The organism is Pelagibacterium montanilacus (genome assembly GCF_003992665.1).
Classification (GTDB): domain Bacteria; phylum Pseudomonadota; class Alphaproteobacteria; order Rhizobiales; family Devosiaceae; genus Pelagibacterium; species Pelagibacterium montanilacus.
Window position 1 is genome coordinate 35,014 of sequence record NZ_RZMX01000046.1, and the last position, 19,391, is coordinate 54,404.

17 protein-coding genes are annotated in these 19,391 nt (G+C 66.7%); 10 read left to right on the plus strand and 7 right to left on the minus strand.

All coding sequences use genetic code 11. The annotated features are described in order from the left end of the window. Window positions 1–43 precede the first annotated feature (43 nt). A complete protein-coding gene (gene putA / locus EO136_RS12295; protein WP_425466618.1) occupies window positions 44–3,802 on the plus strand; it encodes a trifunctional transcriptional regulator/proline dehydrogenase/L-glutamate gamma-semialdehyde dehydrogenase in 3,759 nt (1,252 codons plus the stop codon). A gap of 13 nt (window positions 3,803–3,815) precedes the next feature. Then, window positions 3,816–4,013: a hypothetical protein gene (locus EO136_RS12300; RefSeq protein WP_127144702.1), complete on the plus strand. Its 198-nt coding sequence runs from the start codon at window positions 3,816–3,818 to the stop codon at window positions 4,011–4,013. A 156-nt stretch (window positions 4,014–4,169) separates the two neighbouring features. Here EO136_RS12300 and EO136_RS12305 read toward each other — a convergent pair whose 3' ends face one another. Further along, entirely contained in the window at window positions 4,170–5,507 is a 1,338-nt protein-coding gene (locus EO136_RS12305) for a dihydroorotase (protein ID WP_127144703.1), read from the minus strand. Window positions 5,508–5,584: 77 nt separating this feature from the next. Between EO136_RS12305 and ygfZ the strand changes: the two genes are divergently transcribed. The 3 genes from ygfZ to EO136_RS12320 all read left to right on the plus strand — a co-directional run bounded on the left by ygfZ (window position 5,585) and on the right by EO136_RS12320 (window position 7,739). After that, window positions 5,585–6,412, plus strand: a complete 828-nt coding sequence (ygfZ, locus tag EO136_RS12310) for a CAF17-like 4Fe-4S cluster assembly/insertion protein YgfZ (RefSeq protein ID WP_127144704.1) — start codon at window positions 5,585–5,587, stop codon at window positions 6,410–6,412. A 35-nt stretch (window positions 6,413–6,447) separates the two neighbouring features. Continuing rightward, window positions 6,448–7,056 carry an HD domain-containing protein gene (locus EO136_RS12315; RefSeq protein ID WP_127144705.1) on the plus strand — a complete coding sequence of 203 codons (609 nt, stop codon included), beginning with the start codon at window positions 6,448–6,450 and terminating at the stop codon, window positions 7,054–7,056. A 155-nt stretch (window positions 7,057–7,211) separates the two neighbouring features. After that, window positions 7,212–7,739 (plus strand): hypothetical protein, encoded by a 528-nt coding sequence (locus EO136_RS12320; RefSeq protein ID WP_127144706.1) that lies wholly within the window; start codon window positions 7,212–7,214, stop codon window positions 7,737–7,739. Between the two features lie 138 nt (window positions 7,740–7,877). Here the strand turns inward: EO136_RS12320 and EO136_RS19130 are convergent, their stop codons facing one another. Beyond that, entirely contained in the window at window positions 7,878–8,819 is a 942-nt protein-coding gene (locus EO136_RS19130) for a cell wall hydrolase (protein WP_425466614.1), read from the minus strand. Between the two features lie 359 nt (window positions 8,820–9,178). After that, window positions 9,179–11,461 (minus strand): putative PEP-binding protein, encoded by a 2,283-nt coding sequence (locus EO136_RS12330; RefSeq protein WP_164730578.1) that lies wholly within the window; start codon window positions 11,459–11,461, stop codon window positions 9,179–9,181. Window positions 11,462–11,607: 146 nt separating this feature from the next. On the opposite strand from EO136_RS12330, the gene ispH reads away from it, so the two are divergent. After that, window positions 11,608–12,582 (plus strand): 4-hydroxy-3-methylbut-2-enyl diphosphate reductase, encoded by a 975-nt coding sequence (gene ispH, locus EO136_RS12335; RefSeq protein WP_127144709.1) that lies wholly within the window; start codon window positions 11,608–11,610, stop codon window positions 12,580–12,582. Beyond that, window positions 12,579–13,049 carry a ribonuclease HI gene (gene rnhA / locus EO136_RS12340; protein WP_246018362.1) on the plus strand — a complete coding sequence of 157 codons (471 nt, stop codon included), beginning with the start codon at window positions 12,579–12,581 and terminating at the stop codon, window positions 13,047–13,049. Before ispH ends, rnhA begins: the two co-directional genes overlap by 4 nt. Here rnhA and EO136_RS19025 read toward each other — a convergent pair. The 4 genes from EO136_RS19025 to EO136_RS12360 form a co-directional block, all read right to left on the minus strand. Further along, window positions 13,046–13,414, minus strand: a complete 369-nt coding sequence (locus EO136_RS19025; protein ID WP_342773416.1) for a Fic family protein — start codon at window positions 13,412–13,414, stop codon at window positions 13,046–13,048. The genes rnhA and EO136_RS19025 overlap by 4 nt on opposite strands. A gap of 210 nt (window positions 13,415–13,624) precedes the next feature. Next, window positions 13,625–13,804, minus strand: coding sequence for a hypothetical protein (locus EO136_RS12350; RefSeq protein WP_127144710.1), 180 nt, complete (start codon window positions 13,802–13,804; stop codon window positions 13,625–13,627). Window positions 13,805–13,990: 186 nt separating this feature from the next. Continuing rightward, window positions 13,991–16,162 (minus strand): glycine--tRNA ligase subunit beta, encoded by a 2,172-nt coding sequence (glyS, locus tag EO136_RS12355; protein WP_127144711.1) that lies wholly within the window; start codon window positions 16,160–16,162, stop codon window positions 13,991–13,993. A gap of 193 nt (window positions 16,163–16,355) precedes the next feature. Continuing rightward, window positions 16,356–17,375 (minus strand): polyprenyl synthetase family protein, encoded by a 1,020-nt coding sequence (locus EO136_RS12360; RefSeq protein ID WP_127144712.1) that lies wholly within the window; start codon window positions 17,373–17,375, stop codon window positions 16,356–16,358. Window positions 17,376–17,456: 81 nt separating this feature from the next. Here EO136_RS12360 and EO136_RS12365 point away from each other — a divergent pair, with 81 nt between their 5' ends. The 3 genes from EO136_RS12365 (at window position 17,457) to EO136_RS12375 (ending at window position 19,391) form a co-directional block, all read left to right on the plus strand. Then, complete coding sequence (locus EO136_RS12365) at window positions 17,457–18,254, plus strand: tRNA1(Val) (adenine(37)-N6)-methyltransferase (protein WP_127144713.1); 798 nt, start codon at window positions 17,457–17,459, stop codon at window positions 18,252–18,254. A 61-nt stretch (window positions 18,255–18,315) separates the two neighbouring features. Continuing rightward, complete coding sequence (locus EO136_RS12370) at window positions 18,316–19,173, plus strand: S49 family peptidase (RefSeq protein ID WP_127144714.1); 858 nt, start codon at window positions 18,316–18,318, stop codon at window positions 19,171–19,173. Further along, complete coding sequence (locus tag EO136_RS12375; protein ID WP_127144715.1) at window positions 19,173–19,391, plus strand: hypothetical protein; 219 nt, start codon at window positions 19,173–19,175, stop codon at window positions 19,389–19,391. Before EO136_RS12370 ends, EO136_RS12375 begins: the two co-directional genes overlap by 1 nt.

Sequence of the window (19,391 nt, forward strand, 5' to 3'; positions counted from 1 at the left end):
GAGTTCTGAAATCCATGGCAGACTGAGGGACGAGGCAATGGCAATGGACGCAGTGGACACCGGCAGGGCCGCAGCGATGGATACGCCCGCAGACCGACCGGTCCCCTTCGCGGCCTTCCGGGGGCGCGAGGGAATCGCAGATGGCCCGTTGCGCCGCGCGATCACCGCGGCCTACCGGCTCCCCGAGCCCCAATGCGTGCCCCCGCTGATCGAGGCGGCGACCATGGACAGCGCGCGGGCCGCCCGCATCAGGGCGCTGGCGGAAAAAACCATCAAGGCGATCCGGGTGCGCGGGCCCGGCGGGGGCGTGGACGGGCTGATCCACGAATATGCGCTCTCGAGCCAGGAGGGCATTGCCCTGATGTGCCTTGCCGAGGCGCTGCTGCGCACGCCCGACAACGAAACCCGCGACATGCTGATTGCCGACAAGATCGCGCCGGGCAACTGGCAGAGCCATCTGGGCCAGGATCGCTCGATCTTCGTCAACGCGGCGACCTGGGGTCTTGTGGTCACCGGGCGGCTGGTGACGCCGGTGGACGACCAGGGGCTGGCGCGGGCGCTCAACCGGCTGGTGGCGCGCTCGGGCGAACCGGTGATCCGGGCCGGGGTGAAGATGGCCATGAAGATGCTGGGCGAGCAGTTCGTTTCCGGCCAGACGATCCGCGAGGCGCTGCGCAACAGCCGGAGCTGGCAAGCGCGCGGGTTCGCCTATTCCTACGACATGCTGGGGGAAGCGGCGACGACCGCCGAGGATGCCGAGCGCTACATGGCCGAATATGTGGCCGCGATCCACGCCATCGGCAAGAACACCCGAGGCAAGGGTGTCTATGAGAGCGCGGGGATCTCGATCAAGCTCTCGGCGCTCCATCCGCGCTATGGGCGCGCCAAGCACCAGCGGGCGATGGAGGAATTACTGCCCCGGCTCAAGAGGCTGGCGGGCATGGCGCGCGACTACAATATCGGGCTCAACATCGACGCCGAGGAGATGGACCGGCTCGAGCTGTCGCTGGATCTGATCGAAGCGGTGGCCACCGACCCGGCGTTCGACGGCTGGGACGGGATCGGGTTCGTGGTGCAGGCCTATTCCAAGCGCTGCCCGTTCGTCATCGACTGGCTGATCGACCTGGGCCGGCGCACCGGGCACCGGATCATGGTGCGGCTGGTCAAGGGCGCCTATTGGGACACCGAGATCAAACGGGCGCAGGTCGAGGGGATGGAGGGGTTTCCGGTCTTTACCCGCAAGGTCTATTCCGACGTCAGCTACATCGCCTGCGCGCGCAAGCTGCTGGAGGCGCGGGACGCGGTGTTCCCCCAGTTCGCAACCCACAACGCCCAGACCATGGCGACGGTTTACGAGCTGGCGGGGCCCGATTTCACCATCGGGGATTACGAGTTCCAGTGCCTGCACGGCATGGGCGAGCCGCTCTATGAACAGGTGGTGGACGCCGACAAGCTCGACCGGCCCTGCCGGATATACGCGCCCGTGGGGAGCCATGAAACGCTGCTGGCTTATCTGGTGCGTCGCCTGCTCGAGAACGGAGCGAATTCCAGCTTCGTCAACCAGATCGCCGACGAGGACATTCCCGTGGCGCGGCTTTCGGCGGACCCCGTCGAGATCGCGCGCAATATCACCCCGCTGGGGGCGCCCCATGCCGAGATCGACCTGCCGTCCGATATCCTGGCGCAGGGGCGCCAGAATGCGCGGGGGCTCGACCTTTCCAACGAGGCGGTGCTGGAGGCGCTGCACGAGAGTCTCAAGTCGACGCTTGATACCGATTGGCAGGCGCCTTCCCCCTCATCCGACCCTTCGGGCCACCTTCTCCCACGAGGGGAGAAGGGAAGTGAGCGGACGAGCAGATCGCGCGCTGTCCGCAACCCTGCCGATCATCGCGATGTGGTGGGCCATGTCGCGGAGGTCTCGCCCGATGCGGTGGGGGCGGTGATGGACCGGGCAGGCGCGGCGCTCAAGGGCTGGGCCGGCACGCCGCCCACCGAGCGCGGGGCGATCCTTGTCCGGGCGGCGGACATGATGGAAGCGCGCATGGAGATGTTCATGTCGCTGGCCATGCGCGAGGCGGGAAAATCGGCGGCCAACGCGATCGCCGAGGTGCGCGAGGCGGTCGATTTCCTGCGCTATTACGGCCAGCAGGTCGCAACCCTGTTCGATAACGAAACCCACCGGCCACTTGGGGTCGTGGTGGCGATCTCGCCCTGGAACTTCCCGCTGGCGATCTTTACCGGACAGGCCAGCGCCGCGCTGGTGGCGGGCAACACGGTGGTCGCCAAGCCCGCCGAGGAAACTCCGCTGATCGCGGCCGAGGCGGTTCGGCTGCTCCATGAGGCCGGCGTGCCCGATGACGCGCTGCAGCTCGTGCCTGGGGACGGGCCGGTGGGCGCGGCGCTCGTTGCGCACCCGACGACATCGGGGGTGATGTTTACCGGCTCGACCGAAGTGGCGCGGCTGATTGCCGGGCAATTGGCGGGGCGCACGCGCGACGACGGGGCGCCCATTCCACTGGTAGCGGAGACCGGCGGGCAGAACGCGCTGGTGGTGGACAGCTCGGCGCTGACCGAACAGGTGGTGCTGGACGTGCTCGCTTCGGCCTTCGACAGCGCCGGGCAGCGCTGTTCGGCGCTGCGGGTGCTGTGCGTGCAGGAGGAAGCCGCCGCGCGCACGATCACCATGCTCAAGGGCGCGATGGCCGAGCTGGCGGTGGGCAATCCCGACCGGCTCTCGACCGATGTGGGGCCGGTGATCACCGCCGAGGCGCGCGAGACCATCCTCGCCCACGTCGCGGCGATGGAGGAAAAGGGCCATCGGATTACCCGCACGCCGATGGGCCCCGAGACTGCTCACGGCACCTTCGTGGCGCCGACGCTGATCGAGATCGACGACATCGCCGCGCTGGGCCGCGAGGTGTTCGGGCCGGTGCTGCATGTGGTGACCTACAAGCGGCGCGAGCTCGACCAACTGATCGGGAAGATCAACGGGCTGGGCTATGGGCTGACCTTCGGGCTGCACACGCGGATCGACACGACCATCGAGAGCGTGGCGAGCCGGATCGAAGTGGGCAACATCTATATCAACCGCAACCAGATCGGGGCGGTGGTGGGCGTCCAGCCCTTCGGCGGGCACGGGCTTTCGGGCACGGGCCCAAAGGCCGGCGGGCCGCTCTATTTGCGCCGTCTGGTGAGAACCACGAGCCGGGCGGTGTTCGGGCTGCCGCAGCGCCAGCCGGGGCCAAGCCTTGCCGCGCTGGCGGACTGGGTGCGCGCCAAGGGCTATGACGGGCTTGCGGGCCAGGTGCTCGACTATGGACGGCACCCGGCAATCAACGCGTTCGTGGAACTGGACGGGCCGGTGGGCGAGCGCAACACCTACATGACCCAGCCCAAGGGCACGGTGCTGGTGGCCCCGACCAGTGTGACCGGGCTGGTACACGGGCTGGCCGCGGCGCTGGCGGCGGGAAATGGCGTGCTGGTGGAGGCCAATCCGGTGCTCGCCGCAATTCTCGGGGATCTGCCCGGCGAGATCGCCCCGCGCGTCAGCGTCACCCGCGAGAGGGCCGCGCCCGGCTCGGTGGCGGCGGTTCTTGCCGAGGGCGAGGCGGACACGATCGCCGCGCTTACCAAGCGCTGGGCCGAGGCCGAAGGTCCGATCGTTCTGGTGCAGGGCTTTGGCACCGAGGCGCTGGCCGAGGGCCGGGCCGTGTTCGGCATCGAGCTTCTGGTCAACGAGGTCTCGACCAGCATCAACACCGCCGCAGCCGGCGGCAATGCCACGCTGATGGCATTGGCTTGAGGGAGGACGGACAGTGAGCGAACCCACCGAACATCGCAAGGAGCCGGTCGAGGACGAAGCCCTGGACCAGCTCAAGTCAGAGCTCCGGCACGCCTTTTCGGCACCGGAGCACAGCTATCGGATGCTGACCGCCGCCGAGGTCATCGGGCGCAACGCGGGCTCAAAGGCTAAAGCATATCCTGTTCCGATTGAATCAGAACAAGAGCTCTGACCACTTGGGGTTTCTCTCCATCGCCGCCCCGGCGCAAGCCGCAGCCCATGGGCCCAGCTCTGAAACACCAGTGGTAGCGGGCATTCTGCTGGACCCCGGTTTTCACCGGGGAAGCGAAGTGCACGCCACCAGCGGTTCGCTCAAATCCTGAACGCTCTAAGCTTCGGGCTCGAGGGCTTCCATGAAGCGGATGGGTTGGCCGTTCGAGGGGGTGGTGAGTTCGCCGTCCCACATGACTTTTGCGCCCCGGACATAGGTGCCCACAGGCCAGCCGGTGACCGCGACGCCGTCATAGGGGGTCCAGCCGGCTTTCGATTCCATCCAGCTGTCGGTGATGGTTTCTGTGCGCTTGAGGTCGACGATGGTGAAGTCGGCGTCATAGCCCACCGCGACGCGGCCCTTGCCTGCGATGTTGAAGAGGCGCTGGGGGCCATGGCTGGTCATGTCCACGAAGCGCTGGAGACTCAGGCGCCCGGCGTTGACGTGATCGAGCATGATGGGCACCAGCGTCTGCACCCCGGTCATGCCTGAAGGGGACTGGGGATAGGGCTTGTCCTTTTCCTCGCGCAGATGCGGCGCGTGGTCGGACCCAAGGATATCGGCGACGCCATTGGCGACCCCGTCCCAGATGCCGGCGCGGTGCACCCCGTCCCGGACGGGCGGGTTCATCTGGGCGTAGGTGCCCAGCCGCTCGTAGGCGGTTTCGTCCAGCGTCAGGTGATGGGGCGTGACCTCGACGCTGGCCACGTCCTTGTGGTCGGCGAGATAGGCCATTTCCTCGCGGGTCGAGATGTGCAGGACATGGATGCGCTTGCCGGTCTTTCTCGCCAGCGAGACCAGACGCTTGGTGCACATGAGCGCAGCTTCGGGATCGCGCCAGACGGGGTGGGACGAGGGATCGTTGGCGATGCGCTCGGATTTGCGCGCCTCGAGCCGGTATTCGTCCTCGGAATGGAAGGCGGCGCGGCGCGAGATGGCCGAGAGGATCGCTTCGACCCCGTCATCGTCGGCGACCAGGAGCGAGCCGGTGGACGAGCCCATGAAGACCTTGATGCCCGCGCAGCCCGGGAGTTTTTCGAGCGCGGCCAGCTCGCCCACATTCTCGCGCGTGCCCCCGATATAAAAGGCGAAGTCGCAGTGCATGCGCGCGGTTGCGCGGGCGATCTTGTCGTTAAAGGTTTGCCGCGAAATGGTGAGCGGGTTGGTGTTGGGCATCTCGAAGACGCCGGTGACCCCGCCCATGACCGCGGCGCGCGAGCCCGATTCCAGATCTTCCTTGTGATCGAGCCCGGGTTCGCGAAAATGCACCTGGGTGTCGATGACGCCGGGCAGGATGTGAAGGCCGGAGCAATCGACCACCTCGTCGGCGGTATCGTTCAAGAGCGCGCCGATCGAGGCGATGCGTCCCTTGATAATTCCTACGTCGGCGCCACCTATGCCGTCGTGATTGACCAGTGTCCCGCCCCGCAGGATCGTATCGAAATGGCGACTCATGGCATACCTCCGGGCACGGGAACGACTGGCCCGGGTTTACCGGACGGGCCGGGACCAAGTCCAGCAGGGAGCGGCCTATGACAATCGAATTGCGCAGCGAGCGGGTGGCTTTCAGGATTTCGGGGCCCGATGCGACCCATCTGCTCAACGACGTGCTGACCCCCTCGATCACCGAGGGCGACGCGGTGGCGCGCTGGTTCGCGCTGCTTTCGCCACAGGGCAAGCTGCTGGCCGAGGGGCTGATCGGGTGGGCGGACGACGGCTGGTGGCTCGACGTCCATGAGAGCGTGGCGGAAAATTTCCGCAAGCGGATGACCATGTACCGGCTGCGGGCCAAGCTCGAGATCGCGGTGCTGGCCGAGACCCATCGCGTGGGATGGTCCGCCGAGCGGCCCGAGGCGGGGATCGTCCATGCCGACGGGCGGGACGAGGGGCTGGGTTACCGGGTGATCGCCGAGCGCGAGGCGGCGGGCGGCTGGGCTGCGGGAGACGGCGCGCACAAGGCGCGCATCGCGCTGGGCATACCCGAGCTTGGGCCCGATTTCGGGGCCGAAGAGGTCTTTCCCCACGATATCGGCATGGACCATCTGGGCGGAGTGGATTTCAAGAAGGGCTGTTATGTGGGCCAGGAAGTGGTCTCGCGGATGCAGCATCGCGGCACGGCGCGCCGGCGGCCTGTGATCGTGGGCGGGCTGACGGACGCGGCGGCCGGGGACGGCGTTGTCGCGAGCGGCAAGGCGGCGGGTCAGATCGGCCGGGTGATCGGGGGGTCGGCGGTCGGTCTCGTGCGGATCGACCGGATCGCCGATCCTGAATCTGTGGAGGTCGGCGGGCGACCCGCGACGCTTGCCCTGCCCGGCTGGGCTCGCTACGCTTTGGGTCAGCCGGGCGGCGATTCCCAATAGGCTGAGCAGCAGAATTTCACGGGTCGGGGGACAAGATGGCGCGCACTCCATCGCGGGCATGGCAGCGCATGCTGTCGGGGCGAAGGCTCGATCTGCTGGACCCCTCCCCGCTCGACGTCGAGCTGTCCGACATCGCCCACGGGCTGGCGCGGGTGGCGCGCTGGAACGGGCAGACGCGTGGCGATTATGCCTTCTCGGTGGCCCAGCATTCGATCCTCGTGCTGGAGATCGTCTCGGCGATGAGCCCGGAGATCGAGGATGCGGGGCGGCTTTACGCGCTTTTGCACGACGCGCCCGAATATGTGATGGGCGACATCATCTCGCCCTTCAAGGCCGCGATGGGGGGCAATTACCGGGACGTGGAAAGCCGGCTGCTGGGCGCGATCCATGTGCGGTTCGGGCTTTCGGCGATCGCGCCCAGGGCGCTCGCCAAGACGATCAAGCGGGCGGACCGGGAAGCGGCGTTCTTCGAGGCGGTGAACCTGGCCGGGTTCGAGCCCGACGAAGCGCGCAAGATTTTCGGGGAGCCGACCCTGGCCGGGTTCGACCTGCCCGGGTTCGAGCGGCTGATCCGCCCCTGGCCTACCCAGCAGGCCCATGACCGGTTCATCGAAGTCTGCGAAAGCCTCACCATCGAAGCCTGACGCCGGGCGCAAACGCGCGAGGTCCGGGCGCTGTCCCGGATCGCTAAACCTTGTTTCAAATTTTATGGTTAACCTTGGGTAAAGATGGGCTTTGCGTTAACTGAACGGAAAGGTTGATAATCCGTTAACGGCCGATAAGCCAAGCGAGCAGATCCATGTACCAGCGTCAGCCCAGACCTGTGCACCGGCATACCATTCCGCCCCTCGTGCGGTTGATCGTGGCGGTGGTTCTGCTGGGCCTTGCGGCCCTGGGCGGCGCGCAGGCCTCACGCGCGGACGACGCCACCGGGCCGCTCTCGACGCTGGTCAAGTTCGACGCGACCGACTACGAGATCACCCACGAGGACTGGGTGTCGCTCGAGCCCGAGAGCGCGTCTGTGGTCACAAAGATCGGGTTTGGGCGCGCCCGAACGGTCAATGTGGCGGTGACGCCGACGGGCACCTATTCATCGGACGCGATGGTGTCCCGGCACGTGCTGTATCCCGGCATCAGCGTGGAGCGGGTGCGGGCGGACAGTGCCGGGGCCGTTTTGCTCAAAGACTGGGCCGGGCCCGAAGGCACGTCGATCTACCGCCACACGCGCAGCGCCGAAGGGCGCGAGACAATCCAGGCGATCGGGCCGGATGCGTTGCGGGTGTGCGTGGCGAGCGGAAGCTTCGTGACCTGCTCGGTCAAGCGCTGACCGCCCTTGCCTCTGGGCATGTGTCGCGTTTGTGAACCTGAAAAGTGTTCCACTTTTCCTGGAAACGCTCCAGGTCCTTAGTTCGTCGCGTTTCCGAACCTGAAAAGTGTTCCACTTTTCCTGGAAACGCTCCAGTGCTCAGCCGAACCGCCAGCCGGGACGGAACCGGTAGAAGACGTGGAGCCCGACCTGGGTGACGCGATCCATGTTGCGGGCCCAGCGCGGGCGCACATAGGTGGCGTGGTAGTGGGTCGCGTCGCCGACTTCGGGGAGGTAGATGTCCTCGTCGAGCACGGTGGCGGTGATTTCCTGGGCCTGGGCCCATGCGGCGATCTCGGGCGTGCGGTTGACGTTGGTCTTGCCGTCGCAGGCAAAGGAGAACTGGCAGGCATTGCGCCTATGCTGGTTCTGGTAGACGACCCCGCAGATTGAGTTGGGATAGTTCTTGTGCTCGACCCGGTTCATGATGACCTGGGCGACCGCGACCTGGCCGCGATAGCTCTCGCCGCGGGCCTCGAAATAGATCCCGGTCGAAAGGCACCACTGCTCGCGCTCGGACCAGGCGTGCTTGGGGGTGAAATCGGTGGCAGGAGTGTTGGCCCGCGAATAGGCGAGCCGCTCGGGCACGGGGATGGGCCGTGGCACGCTGGGGTCGAGCGAGCCGGTGCCGGCCAGAGCGTCGATGGCGCCGAGCGCTTCGACGCCGCTGTGATCGATCGAAGCCACGGAAATGCGCGGGCCGATCTCCTCGGCCTCGTCGATATCGGCGACCGCGATGCCGGACTGGCCGTAAGTCGTGCCGGCCGCACGGGCCGAGGCGATGGACAGGCGCACCGCGTCAAAGCCCTGGGTGAAGGCGACGAGATCGGTGCGCGGCAACAGCCGGTCAGTCTTTTCGGAACGGTTGGGCCCGGAAAACATTGATGTGGAGAAGAGCGAGGCCACAGAGCCCTCTATGGCGGGCTGGCCGTCCCCGAACGTCAGCGACGCGGTGGGCGCAGGCGGCAGTTCGGTCGCAGGATCAAAGACGCGGGCGCCTCCGGTGCCCGGCGCGAAGGCGCAGTAAACGAAGGCCGACACTGCAAGTCCGGCCAGAGCCTGTCGGCCTGAGCCGAACAGTCTTTGATTTCCGGCCCGCTTCGGGAAAATCCGATACGTCATACGCCTACGCCACTCACTACTCAACACCACTCCGGCTGCCCCTTTGGTCGCTGAACGAAAACCCAATTTCACCGCGACCAGAGCCGATCCAGATCGCCGCGCTGCACGAATGCCACACAAACTGAATCAAATGCCGTCAGTCCCGATGATCCTCGATTAGGGTTATGAAGGGGTAAACACGGGCAATCTGGCAGACACCCGGCAGCAATTGGGCAAAGCCGGACCCATTTTCGGGCAGCGGCGCCTTTGTGTGCGGGGAGCGGCCGGGGGCCTCGACGTCAGGCGAGGGACTGGGCGAGGACGAGACGCGCGACGGGGACGCGATAGGGCGAGCAACTCACGTAATCGATGTCCAGCCCTGAGAAAAAGCGCAGCGATTCGGGGTCCCCGGCGTGCTCGCCGCAGATGCCGATGGTGAGGGCGGGATTGGCCTGGCGCCCGCGCTCGATGGCGATCCGGATCAATTCGCCCACCCCGCGGGTGTCGATGGTCACGAATGGATCGGCGTCGTAGATGCCCTTGCGGTGATAGGTGGCAAGGAAGGCCGGGGCGTCGTCGCGCGAGATCCCGTAGGTGGTCTGGGTGAGATCATTGGTGCCGAAGGAGAAGAAATCGACCTCACGGGCGATCTCCCCGGCCCGCAGGCAGGCGCGCGGCAACTCGATCATGGTGCCGAAGCGCATGGTGGCGCCGTGCGCAAAGGCAGGCGACTGGGCGACCATGTCGTGGACGCGTTTCTTGATCCAGGCCACCTCGCGCGCCGAGGTGACGAAGGGAACCATGATCTCGAGATTGACCGGCATGTCCTGCTTGTCCATGGCCGTCTCGACCCCGAGGATGAGCGCCTTGACCTGCATGGCAAGGATTTCGGGATAGGTGATGACCAGCCGGCAGCCCCGGTGCCCGAGCATCGGGTTGACCTCGTTGAGCCGCTGGAGCCGGCCCTTGAGGGTCTCCACCGACAGCCCGAGCGCCGACGCGGTCTCCTCGACATCTTCGGCCGAGCGCGGCAGGAATTCATGCAGCGGGGGATCGAACAGCCGGACATTGACCGGCTTGTCCTGCATGATCGCGAACAGTTCGGCATAATCGGCGGCCTGATAGTCCACCAGCCCTTCGAGCGCGGAGGCGCGGTCGGCCTCGCTTTCCGAGAGGATCAGGCGCCGCAGGGCCAGCATCCGGTCCCCGGAAAAGAACATGTGCTCGGACCGGGCGAGCCCGATGCCCTCGGCCCCGAAGCTGAGCGCGTTGAGGGCGGCTTCGATGGTCTCGGCATTGGTGCGCACGGAAATGGTGCGGCTGTCATCGGCCCAATCGAGCAGCCGGGACATGGCGCCGCCCAGATGCGGGCGCGAGAGCGGCAGGCGACCCGAAAAGATGCCACCATCATTGCCGTCGATGGTGATCTGCTCGCCGGCGTTGAAGGTCTGCTCCCCGATCCGGCAGGTGCCGGCCACCGGATCGATCGAGAGACTGCGCACGCCAGCCACGCAGGGCTTTCCCGTGATGCGGGCGACGACCGCCGCATGGCTGGTCATGCCGCCGCGCGCGGTCAGAAACCCGGTGGCGGCCTTCATGCCCTCGATATCGCCCGGGCCGGTTTCCATGACCACAAGGATGCAGTGCCGGCCACGCGCCCGGCAGCGGGCGGCGTCATCGGCGGTAAAGACGATCTCCCCGCTCGCCGCGCCGGGTGACACGCCCAGCCCCGAGGCGATGGCCGTATCGTGCTCGGGAGTGGCGAGGCGGGGGTGAAGCAATTGGGGAAGCTGGGCGGCGTTGAAGCGCCGGACCGCATCGGCGCTGGACCATACATTGGCATCCACCCGGTCGATGGCCGCTTCGAGATGGGCGCCGGCGCTGACCTGGACGGGCCGCGCGGACACCAGCGCCGCCTCGCCATCGGCCAGCGAGACGAGGCAGGCCATGTGGCGGCCGGACACCGCATCGATGGTGCGCGCGAGCTTGAGCGCGTTGTCGGGCAAGGGCGGCAGCTTGCCGCCCGGCAGGGCCACCGGGCCCATGCGCCCGGAGGTGGCATTGCGGGTGAGGAACTGGATGAGATCGCCCCGGGCAAAGGCCTGGACGATGACGATGGAATTTTCCACGTCGATATCGTCGGGCCCGGCGAGGGCCGGATCCCCTCCCCCGTAGGAGTCGAACGCGGCGGTGATCGCCTTGCCGAGCGGGCGGGCGGGATCGACCGAATCCTCGGGTCGTCCGGGCGCGGGAAGCCCCGTGCGGGCCGGACGCAGGCCTGGCATGTGCCGGGGCGCGGAGGTGCGGACCACCAGTTCGGGCGGCCTGGTATCGGCGCCCACGAGTTTAAAGAGCGTGGCCACCCAGACCCGGCGCAGGCTGTCCCCGCCTGCTTCGCGCTCCTCTTGCAGGGCACGCCATGCGGCGCGGGTGATGACGATGGTGGGAACGGTGGGCAGGCCGGCCTGCGCGGCGGCGAACACCCATTTGGCCTTGCCCACGAGCAGCCGCCCCTGCGCCTTGCTGACCGATGGCCGGCCCTGCGCAGGCGCGATCGCGAATATATGATGGGAGAGCGCCACCCGAAAAATCCCAATTGGTTCACAGCCATATTGCCTGCCGGGGGGCACCGGAGCAACAGGGCAAAATCGTCGCGGCGGGCGAACTCCACCCCCCATCGCCATGCTCATGCCTTGACTTGCAGGGCGCCAGCCCGCATCTCTCGCCCATGACCGGCAAGCCCCATCTCAAGATCCTGTTGTGTGCCCCGCGCGGCTTTTGCGCCGGGGTGGACCGCGCCATCCAGATCGTGGATCTGGCGCTCAAGAAATTCGGGGCGCCCGTCTATGTGCGCCACGAGATCGTGCACAACAAATATGTCGTGGACGGGTTGCGCGCCAAGGGCGCGGTGTTCGTGGAGGAACTCGACGAAATCCCCGAGGGAACCGAGGCGCCGGTGATCTTTTCGGCCCATGGGGTGGCCAGGTCGGTGCCCGCCGAGGCCCGGCACCGCAACATGTTTTATCTCGACGCAACCTGCCCGCTGGTAACCAAGGTGCATGTGGAAGCCCAGCGGCACGCCGAGGACGGACGCGACATCGTCCTGATCGGGCACAAGGGGCACCCCGAGGTGATCGGGACCATGGGCCAGTTGCCACCCGGGCGCATCTCGCTGATCGAAACGGTCGCGGACGCCGAGGCGTTCGCCCCGCGGGATCCCGACAATCTCGCGCTCGTGACCCAGACCACGCTTTCGGTGGACGACACCAGCGCCATCGTTCTGGTGCTCAAGAGCAGGTTCCCGGCCATTTCGGTGGCGCACAAGGAAGACATCTGCTATGCGACCACCAACCGCCAGGAGGCGGTGAAGGTGGTGGCCCCGCAGGTCGACGCCATGATCGTGGTGGGCGCCCCCAATTCCTCGAACTCCATGCGGCTGGTGGAAGTGGGCGAGCGGGCCGGATGCCGGGTGTCGGTGATGGTCCAGCGCGCCGGCGACATCGACTGGGACCAGTTTGCCGGCATCACCTCGCTGGGGATCACCGCCGGGGCCTCGGCGCCCGAGCAACTGGTCGAGGAGGTGATCGCGGCCTTTGCCGAGCGCTACGCGGTGAGCGTCGAGATCGCCACCACCGCCGAGGAGCACATCGCGTTCAACATCCCGCGCGTCCTGCGCGAGCTCGAGGCAGCGAGCGGCCGGTGAGCGATACAGCAAGCGATACGGTGACCATCCATACCGACGGGGCCTGTTCGGGCAATCCCGGTCCGGGCGGCTGGGGCGCGGTGCTCCAGTTCAACGGCCATGTGCGCGACCTTTCGGGCGGCGCAGCGCAGACCACCAACAACCAGATGGAGCTGACCGCGGCCATCGCGGCGCTCAACGCGCTCAAGCGCCCCTGCACGGTGGAGATGTACACCGACAGCCAGTACGTCAAGAACGGCATTCAGGGCTGGCTGCATGGCTGGAAGCGGAACGGCTGGAAGACCGCGGCGAAAAAGCCGGTCAAGAATGTCGAGCTCTGGCAGGCGCTGGACGAAGCGGTGCGCCCGCACACCATCACCTGGCATTGGGTGAAGGGCCATGCGGGCGACGAATTCAACGAACGCGCCGATCGGCTGGCCAATGAGGGCATGGCCGAATTCAAGCCCGGGCGCAGGGCCGCCGGCTAGGCGATGAGGGCGTGGACAAGGCGCTCGAGGTTTCGGTTATCGCCACCGAAGCTCTGGATCATGGCGTCCAGCGCGACAGCCGGCTCAAGAGCGTCGGCGTTGAACCCGTATCCGGACACCTCAGTCAGGATGCTCATCACTGCAAACTGAGTCCTGCCATTGCCTTCGCGAAACGGATGTATGGCGTTGAGCTCGGCAATAAAGTGCGCCAGTTCACGTACGAAGCGCTCCCGCGGGTGTCCCACGAACCAGTCCCGCCCTTCGGCCCATCCGAACAGCCTCGCCATTTCCGCTTCTATATTCTCGGGGTAGCAGAACCAGTTGCCGCCCTGGCAGTTCTGACGGTCCGGTATGTCCCCGCCCAATCGAACACATCCTGAAAAAAGTGGTGGTGAAGGCCGCGATAGTAGGACGTGCCCAAATCGCCATGCGGCCAGGGTCCGCTCGCGCGCAAGGCAAACATGGCCGCCTCGAACTCATCGAGCAAAGCCTGGGATTTCAGATCAGCCTTGTTACGAAGGACCGTAGTGCCCCGATAGCAGAGAGGATCCTGCTCGAAGCCATAGATCAGGTCGTCAGTCTTTGCTCACGACGGCATGAACGGCCTTGCGCCCGGCATCGCCCCGGCGCGAAATCGCCTGTTCCATGTGAGCGGTCACGACCAGTCCCTCGACTGCGGCCACCTTCTTGGCCGTGTCGAGACTCCACCCTTTGGGTGCGACCTTACCGGTGCGGGGCTGGGAAATGCGGGTCATCGGAACACTCTAGCACACCTGGGCGCACGCTGCATCCGGTCTTTGCCGGCAGAGCTGGTATTTGCCGGTCTTTGCTGGTCGCGTTTCCGAACCGCAAAAGTGTTCCACTTTTGCTGGGAGCGCAGGTCTTTGCTGGTCGCGTTTCCGAACCGCAAAAGTGTTCCACTTTTGCTGGAAACGCTCCGGTTACCCCGCCACCTGGCCGAAATCGGCGACTTTGTGCATGGTGTCGCGCAGCTGGGCGAGGAGGGTGAGGCGATTGATGCGCACGGCCGGGTCGTCGGCGTTGACCATCACGTTTTCAAAGAAGGTATCGACCGGCGCGCGCAGGCTGGCGAGGGTGGAGACGGCGCCGGCGTAGTCGTCGGCGGCAAGGCGTCCGTCCACTTCCCCGCGGGCCAGATCGATGGCCGTGGAGAGGACGGTTTCCTCGGGTGCAGTCAGCGCATTGGCGTCGAGCTCGCCGCCATAGCTGCGCCCGTCCTTTTTTTCCTCGGCGACGAGGATGTTGACCGCGCGGCGATAGCCCGCGAGCAGGGCCTTGCCGTCCTCGGTCCCGAGCAGATCGCCCAGCGCGGCAACGCGGTTGACGATCTGAAGGATGTCGTCGCTGTCCTCGGAAATCACCGCATCGACGAGATCATGGCGCGCGCCGGCATCGCGGAGCGAGACCTTGAGCCGGTCGTGGAAGAACGAGAGGAGGTCCAGGTTCTTCAATTCGACCTTGCGGCCATTCACATCACGCGAGGCGAACCCAATCACTGAAGAACCGTCAGCGAAACCCGATCCTTGTTTGTCGGCGGCCCGCGCTTCCTGCCTATGACTGCGCCATGTTTCGGAGTGCATTTCAAACAGAACAATCAGCTTTAGTCTGAGCCGATTATCCTCCACCAGCCGGATCACCCCCAGCGCGGCGCGGCGGAGGGCGTAGGGGTCTTTCGAGCCGGTGGGCTTTTCGTCAATCGACCAGAAGCCGGTGAGCAGATCGAGCTTGTCGGCGAGCGCCACGGCGATGGCGACGGGCTCGGCGGGCACGCGGTCGGACGGGCCGAGCGGCTTGTAATGGTCCTCGATCGCGGCGGCGACCTGGGGCTTTTCGCCCTGGGCGAGCGCGTAATAGCGCCCCATCAGGCCCTGGAGCTCGGGGAACTCGCCCACCATGCCGGTGGGCAGGTCGGCTTTCGAGAGCCGGGCGGCGCGGCGTGCGTCTTCCGGGTCGGCGCCCACCATCGGGGCGATTTGGGCGGCCAGGGCCTCGATGCGCGCGACCCGGGCGGCCTGGGTACCCAGTTTGGCGTGGAAGACCACCGAATCCAGCCGGGGCAGATTATCGGCGAGCGGGGTGGCGAGGTCGGTTTCGTAAAAGAACTTGGCGTCCGAAAGCCGGGCGCGGATGACGCGCTCATTGCCCGCCACGATGGTGGCGCCGCCATCCTCGGCGACGAGATTGGCGGTCAAAAGGAAGCGGTTGGCGAGTTTGCCGGTGACCGCATCGCGCAGGCAGAAGCATTTCTGGTTGGCGCGGATGGTGGCGATCACCGCTTCCTCGGGCACCGAGAGAAACGCTTCGTCAAAGCTGCCCATCATGACGACGGGCCATTCGACCAGCCCCGCGACCTCCTCGAGCAGGCCCTCGTCGGCGATGACCTCGAGGCCCTGGGCGAAGGCCAGTTCCTCAGCATCGGCGCGGATCGACTGCTTGCGGCGGTCGATATCGAGGACGACGCGGGCCTTTTCCAGCGCCTGGACGTAATCATCGAACCGGCGGACGCGGATCGGTTCGGGGGCGTGGAAGCGGTGGCCGAACGTGGTGTGGCCCGACCGGATCTCCCCGATCTCGAACTCGACGGTCTCGGGTTCCTCGCCATCGGCCCCGAAAGTGGCGGTGATGGCGCGCAGCGGGCGGACCCATTCGAGCCGCCCGGTGCCCCAGCGCATGGGCTTGCCCCAGGGAAAGCCCTTGATGGCGGCAGGCAGGATCTCGGTCAGAAGATCGATCGCCGGCGCGCCCTTCTTTTCGATGACGGCGACGTAGAAATCGCCCTTCTTGGGATCGGACTGGATCTTGGCCTCGTCGATCGAGGACAGGCCCGCGCCGCGCAGAAAGCCTTCGACGGCCTTGTCGGGGGAGCCGACCTTGGGGCCCTTGCGCTCTTCGCGGGTGTCGGGGGATGCAGGGGGCAGTCCGGTGACGGTGAGGGCCAGCCGACGCGGGGTGGCAAAGGCGCCGGCGCTTTCATAGACCAGCCCGTTCTCGACCAGGGCGTCGGTCACGGCCTTCTTGAGATCCTCGGCGGCGCGCCGCTGGAGGCGCGCTGGGATTTCCTCGGAAAAAAGCTCGAGAAGCAATTCGGGCATGGGTCGGGGCGCCTTGCGTGCGGAAGAGAACCTGGGTTGGCTCCGCACCCTCTATAAAGGCTGCGGGACCGCCTGTGTCATCGGTGTGCCGCGCGCCCCGCGGCCGCCTGTTTCAGCGGCCTTTGCCGAACGCGCGCGATCGCGCAGATCGGTAGCAGGGGACCGGGGACTTGTCCATCGCCGAGCGGCGGGGTCAGTAGGCGCGCCGGGTGCAGAAGGCGGGGACGTCGAGCAGGATGTCGGCAATGGGGGACGATGGCAGCCCCGAGAGCGCCGCGCGGGCGGCCTGGGCATGGCCCTCGGCCCGCGCCATGGTCTGGGCCAGCGCGTCGTGGCGTTCGAGAATGGCAAGCACCGTCTCAAAGACGCCGGAATCGGCATTGGTGTTGCCCAGCGCGGACTCGATTGTGCGCCGCTCGGCGGCATCGGCGGTGGCCAGAGAGAGGATGATGGGCAGGGTCATCTTGCCCTCGCGCAGATCATCGCCTGTGTTCTTGCCCAGATTGCCGCGGGCGCCGCCATAGTCCAGCACATCGTCGACGAGCTGGAAGGCCATGCCCAGTTCGCGCCCATAGGCGGCAAGCGCCTCGCGCTGCTCGGTGGCGGCGCCGCCGGCCATGGCGCCCACTTCGGTGGCGGCTTCGAAAAGCGTTGCGGTCTTGGCGTGGATGATGCGGTCGTAGTCCCCCGCGGTGGTCGAGAGATCGCCGGCCTTGGCGAGCTGGAAGACCTCGCCCTCCGCAATCGTCGCGGCGGCGCGCGAAAGCACGCCCAGAGCCGCGAGATCGCCGCTTTCCACCATCATCATGAAGGCCTGGCCGAGGAGGAAATCTCCCACCAGAACCGAGGCCTGATTGCCCCAGATGGTGCGGGCGGCGGGCCGGCCCCGGCGCATGTCGGATTCATCGACCACGTCGTCGTGCAGGAGCGTGGCGTTGTGCATGAACTCGACCGCAGCGGCAAACCGCACGCCATTGCCGTCGGCGGTGCCGAACATGGCGGAGGCCGCGAGCGTCAGCATGGGCCGCAGGCGCTTGCCCCCGGCGGCAATCAGATGGTTGGCAACCTCGGGGACCATTTCGACCGAGCTGTCGGCACGCGACACGATGAGCGCGTTGACCGCGTCCATATCGGCACGGGTGGCCGCAACGAGCCGGTCCATGGCCTGTGCGTCGTCCGCCCTCGGGCGCTTTTCCAGACTTTCAACCGCCATGGGCGATATTCTCCCGGGGCCGGTGGTGTGGGCCAGCCCGTTCGTCTATCATTGCCGTATCGGCCCGCAATCGGACCTCTCATGGGTATGTCGGTAAACCAGCCGCTCGGAATTGTAAAACGCCAAGACCTCACAGAGGACGCCTTTCTGGGCGGCAAATTGTCCATACTCCAGCACCGCAGGGGCTTTCGGGCCGGAATGGATTCCGTGCTCCTTGGGGCCAGCGTGCCCGACGATGCCGGTGCGATCCTCGATATGGGCGCCGGCGTGGGGGTGGCGGGGCTGACCGCGCTCACCCATGTGCCCGGCGCCCGGGCGATGCTCGCCGAGATCGACCCCGACCAGTGCGCGCTCGCGATGCAGAACGCCGCGCGCAACGGGCTGGGTGGGCGGACCGGGGTGATCGCGGTCGATGTGACGGCGCCGGGGCGTGAGCGGCTGGCCGCGGGGCTCGTGCGCGATCACTTCGACGTGGTGATCGCCAACCCGCCCTATTTTCCCGCCGGCACGCAATCGGCAGTGGCCGGTCGCGCGCGGGCCCGGCACATGGCGGCGTCCGCGCTCGAGGACTGGATCAGGGCCGCGGCCACCGCCGGACACGCGCAGGCCGAGATCATCATGGTGTACACGGCCGAGGCCCTGCCCGCGCTGCTGGCCGGGTTTTCCGCCCGCATGGGGGGGATCGAGATCCTGCCCATCGCCGCGCGCCCGGGCCGGGCCGCGGGCCGCGTGCTCGTCAGGGGGCGCAAGGGCTCGCGCGCCGCGCCGGTGCTGCATGCGCCGCTGGTGATCCACGAGGCGGAAGGGAATGGATTTGCGCCCGTCCCCGAGGCGATTTTCCGGGGCGCGCGCCGGCTGGACTGGCCAAAAGGCGGTTGACCTCCTACATGGCAGACATGAATCGCGCATCGACATGTCCCAAAAGGAGCACCCCGCACCCATGAGCACAGGCGAAACCGAACGAGCCAGGGCCCCGTGGTACAAGCGGCTGTTCAAGAAGGGGCCGGTGGTTCCCGTGGTGCGCCTGCAGGGCCAGATTTCCCAGGACCAGCGCCCGGGCCGGCTCAACATCGCCTCGATCTCCCCGCTGCTCGAGAAGGCGTTCGCCAACCGCAAGGCGCCTGCCGTGGCGCTGGTGGTCAACTCGCCGGGGGGCTCGCCGGTGCAATCGCGGCTGATCGCGCGGCGCATTCGCCAGCTTGCGGACCGGCACGACAAGACCGTGCTGGTCTTTGTGGAAGATGCAGCGGCTTCGGGGGGCTATTTCATCGCGGTGGCCGGCGACGAGGTGATCGCGGATCCCTCCTCGATCGTGGGATCGATCGGGGTGGTGATGGCCGGGTTCGGCTTTGTGGACGCGATCGCCAAGCTGGGGGTGACGCGCCGGCTCTATACGGCGGGCACCAACAAATCGACGCTGGACCCGTTCCTGCCCGAAAAGCCCGAGGACGTGGACCACATCAAGCAGCTCGAACTCGACGTGCACGACGTCTTCATCGACTATGTGCGCACGCGCCGGGGGGAAAAGCTCAAGGGCGAGGAGGCCGAGCTGTTTTCGGGCCGGTTCTGGACCGCGGGCCGTGCGCTCGAAATGGGACTTGTCGACGGGCTGGGAGAAATGCATACGGTCCTGCGGGAACGCTATGGCAATGATGTGCGGCTGCGGCCGATCGCGCCCAAGCGGAGCTTTTTTTCGCTGCCCGGGCTGGGGATCGGGGCCCAGGGAACCGACGATGCGCTGGGCTCGGCACTGAACCGACTTGAGGAGCGGGCGCTCTGGGCCCGTCTGGGACTGTAATGGGATCGACCCTCGTTCTGATCGTTACCGCCATCATCATCGGGCTGGGCGTGCGCGCGATCATGCGCGACTGGCGCAAATCCTTCCGCGAGGAGGACAAGCGCGCCGCCGAAGCCAAGAACGAGCAGCTCCAGCGCAACCGCTCGGAGGTCAAAAAGGGTGCGATGGTGACGCTCGAACGCGACAAGGACGGGGTCTATCGGCCCAAGAAGGACTAG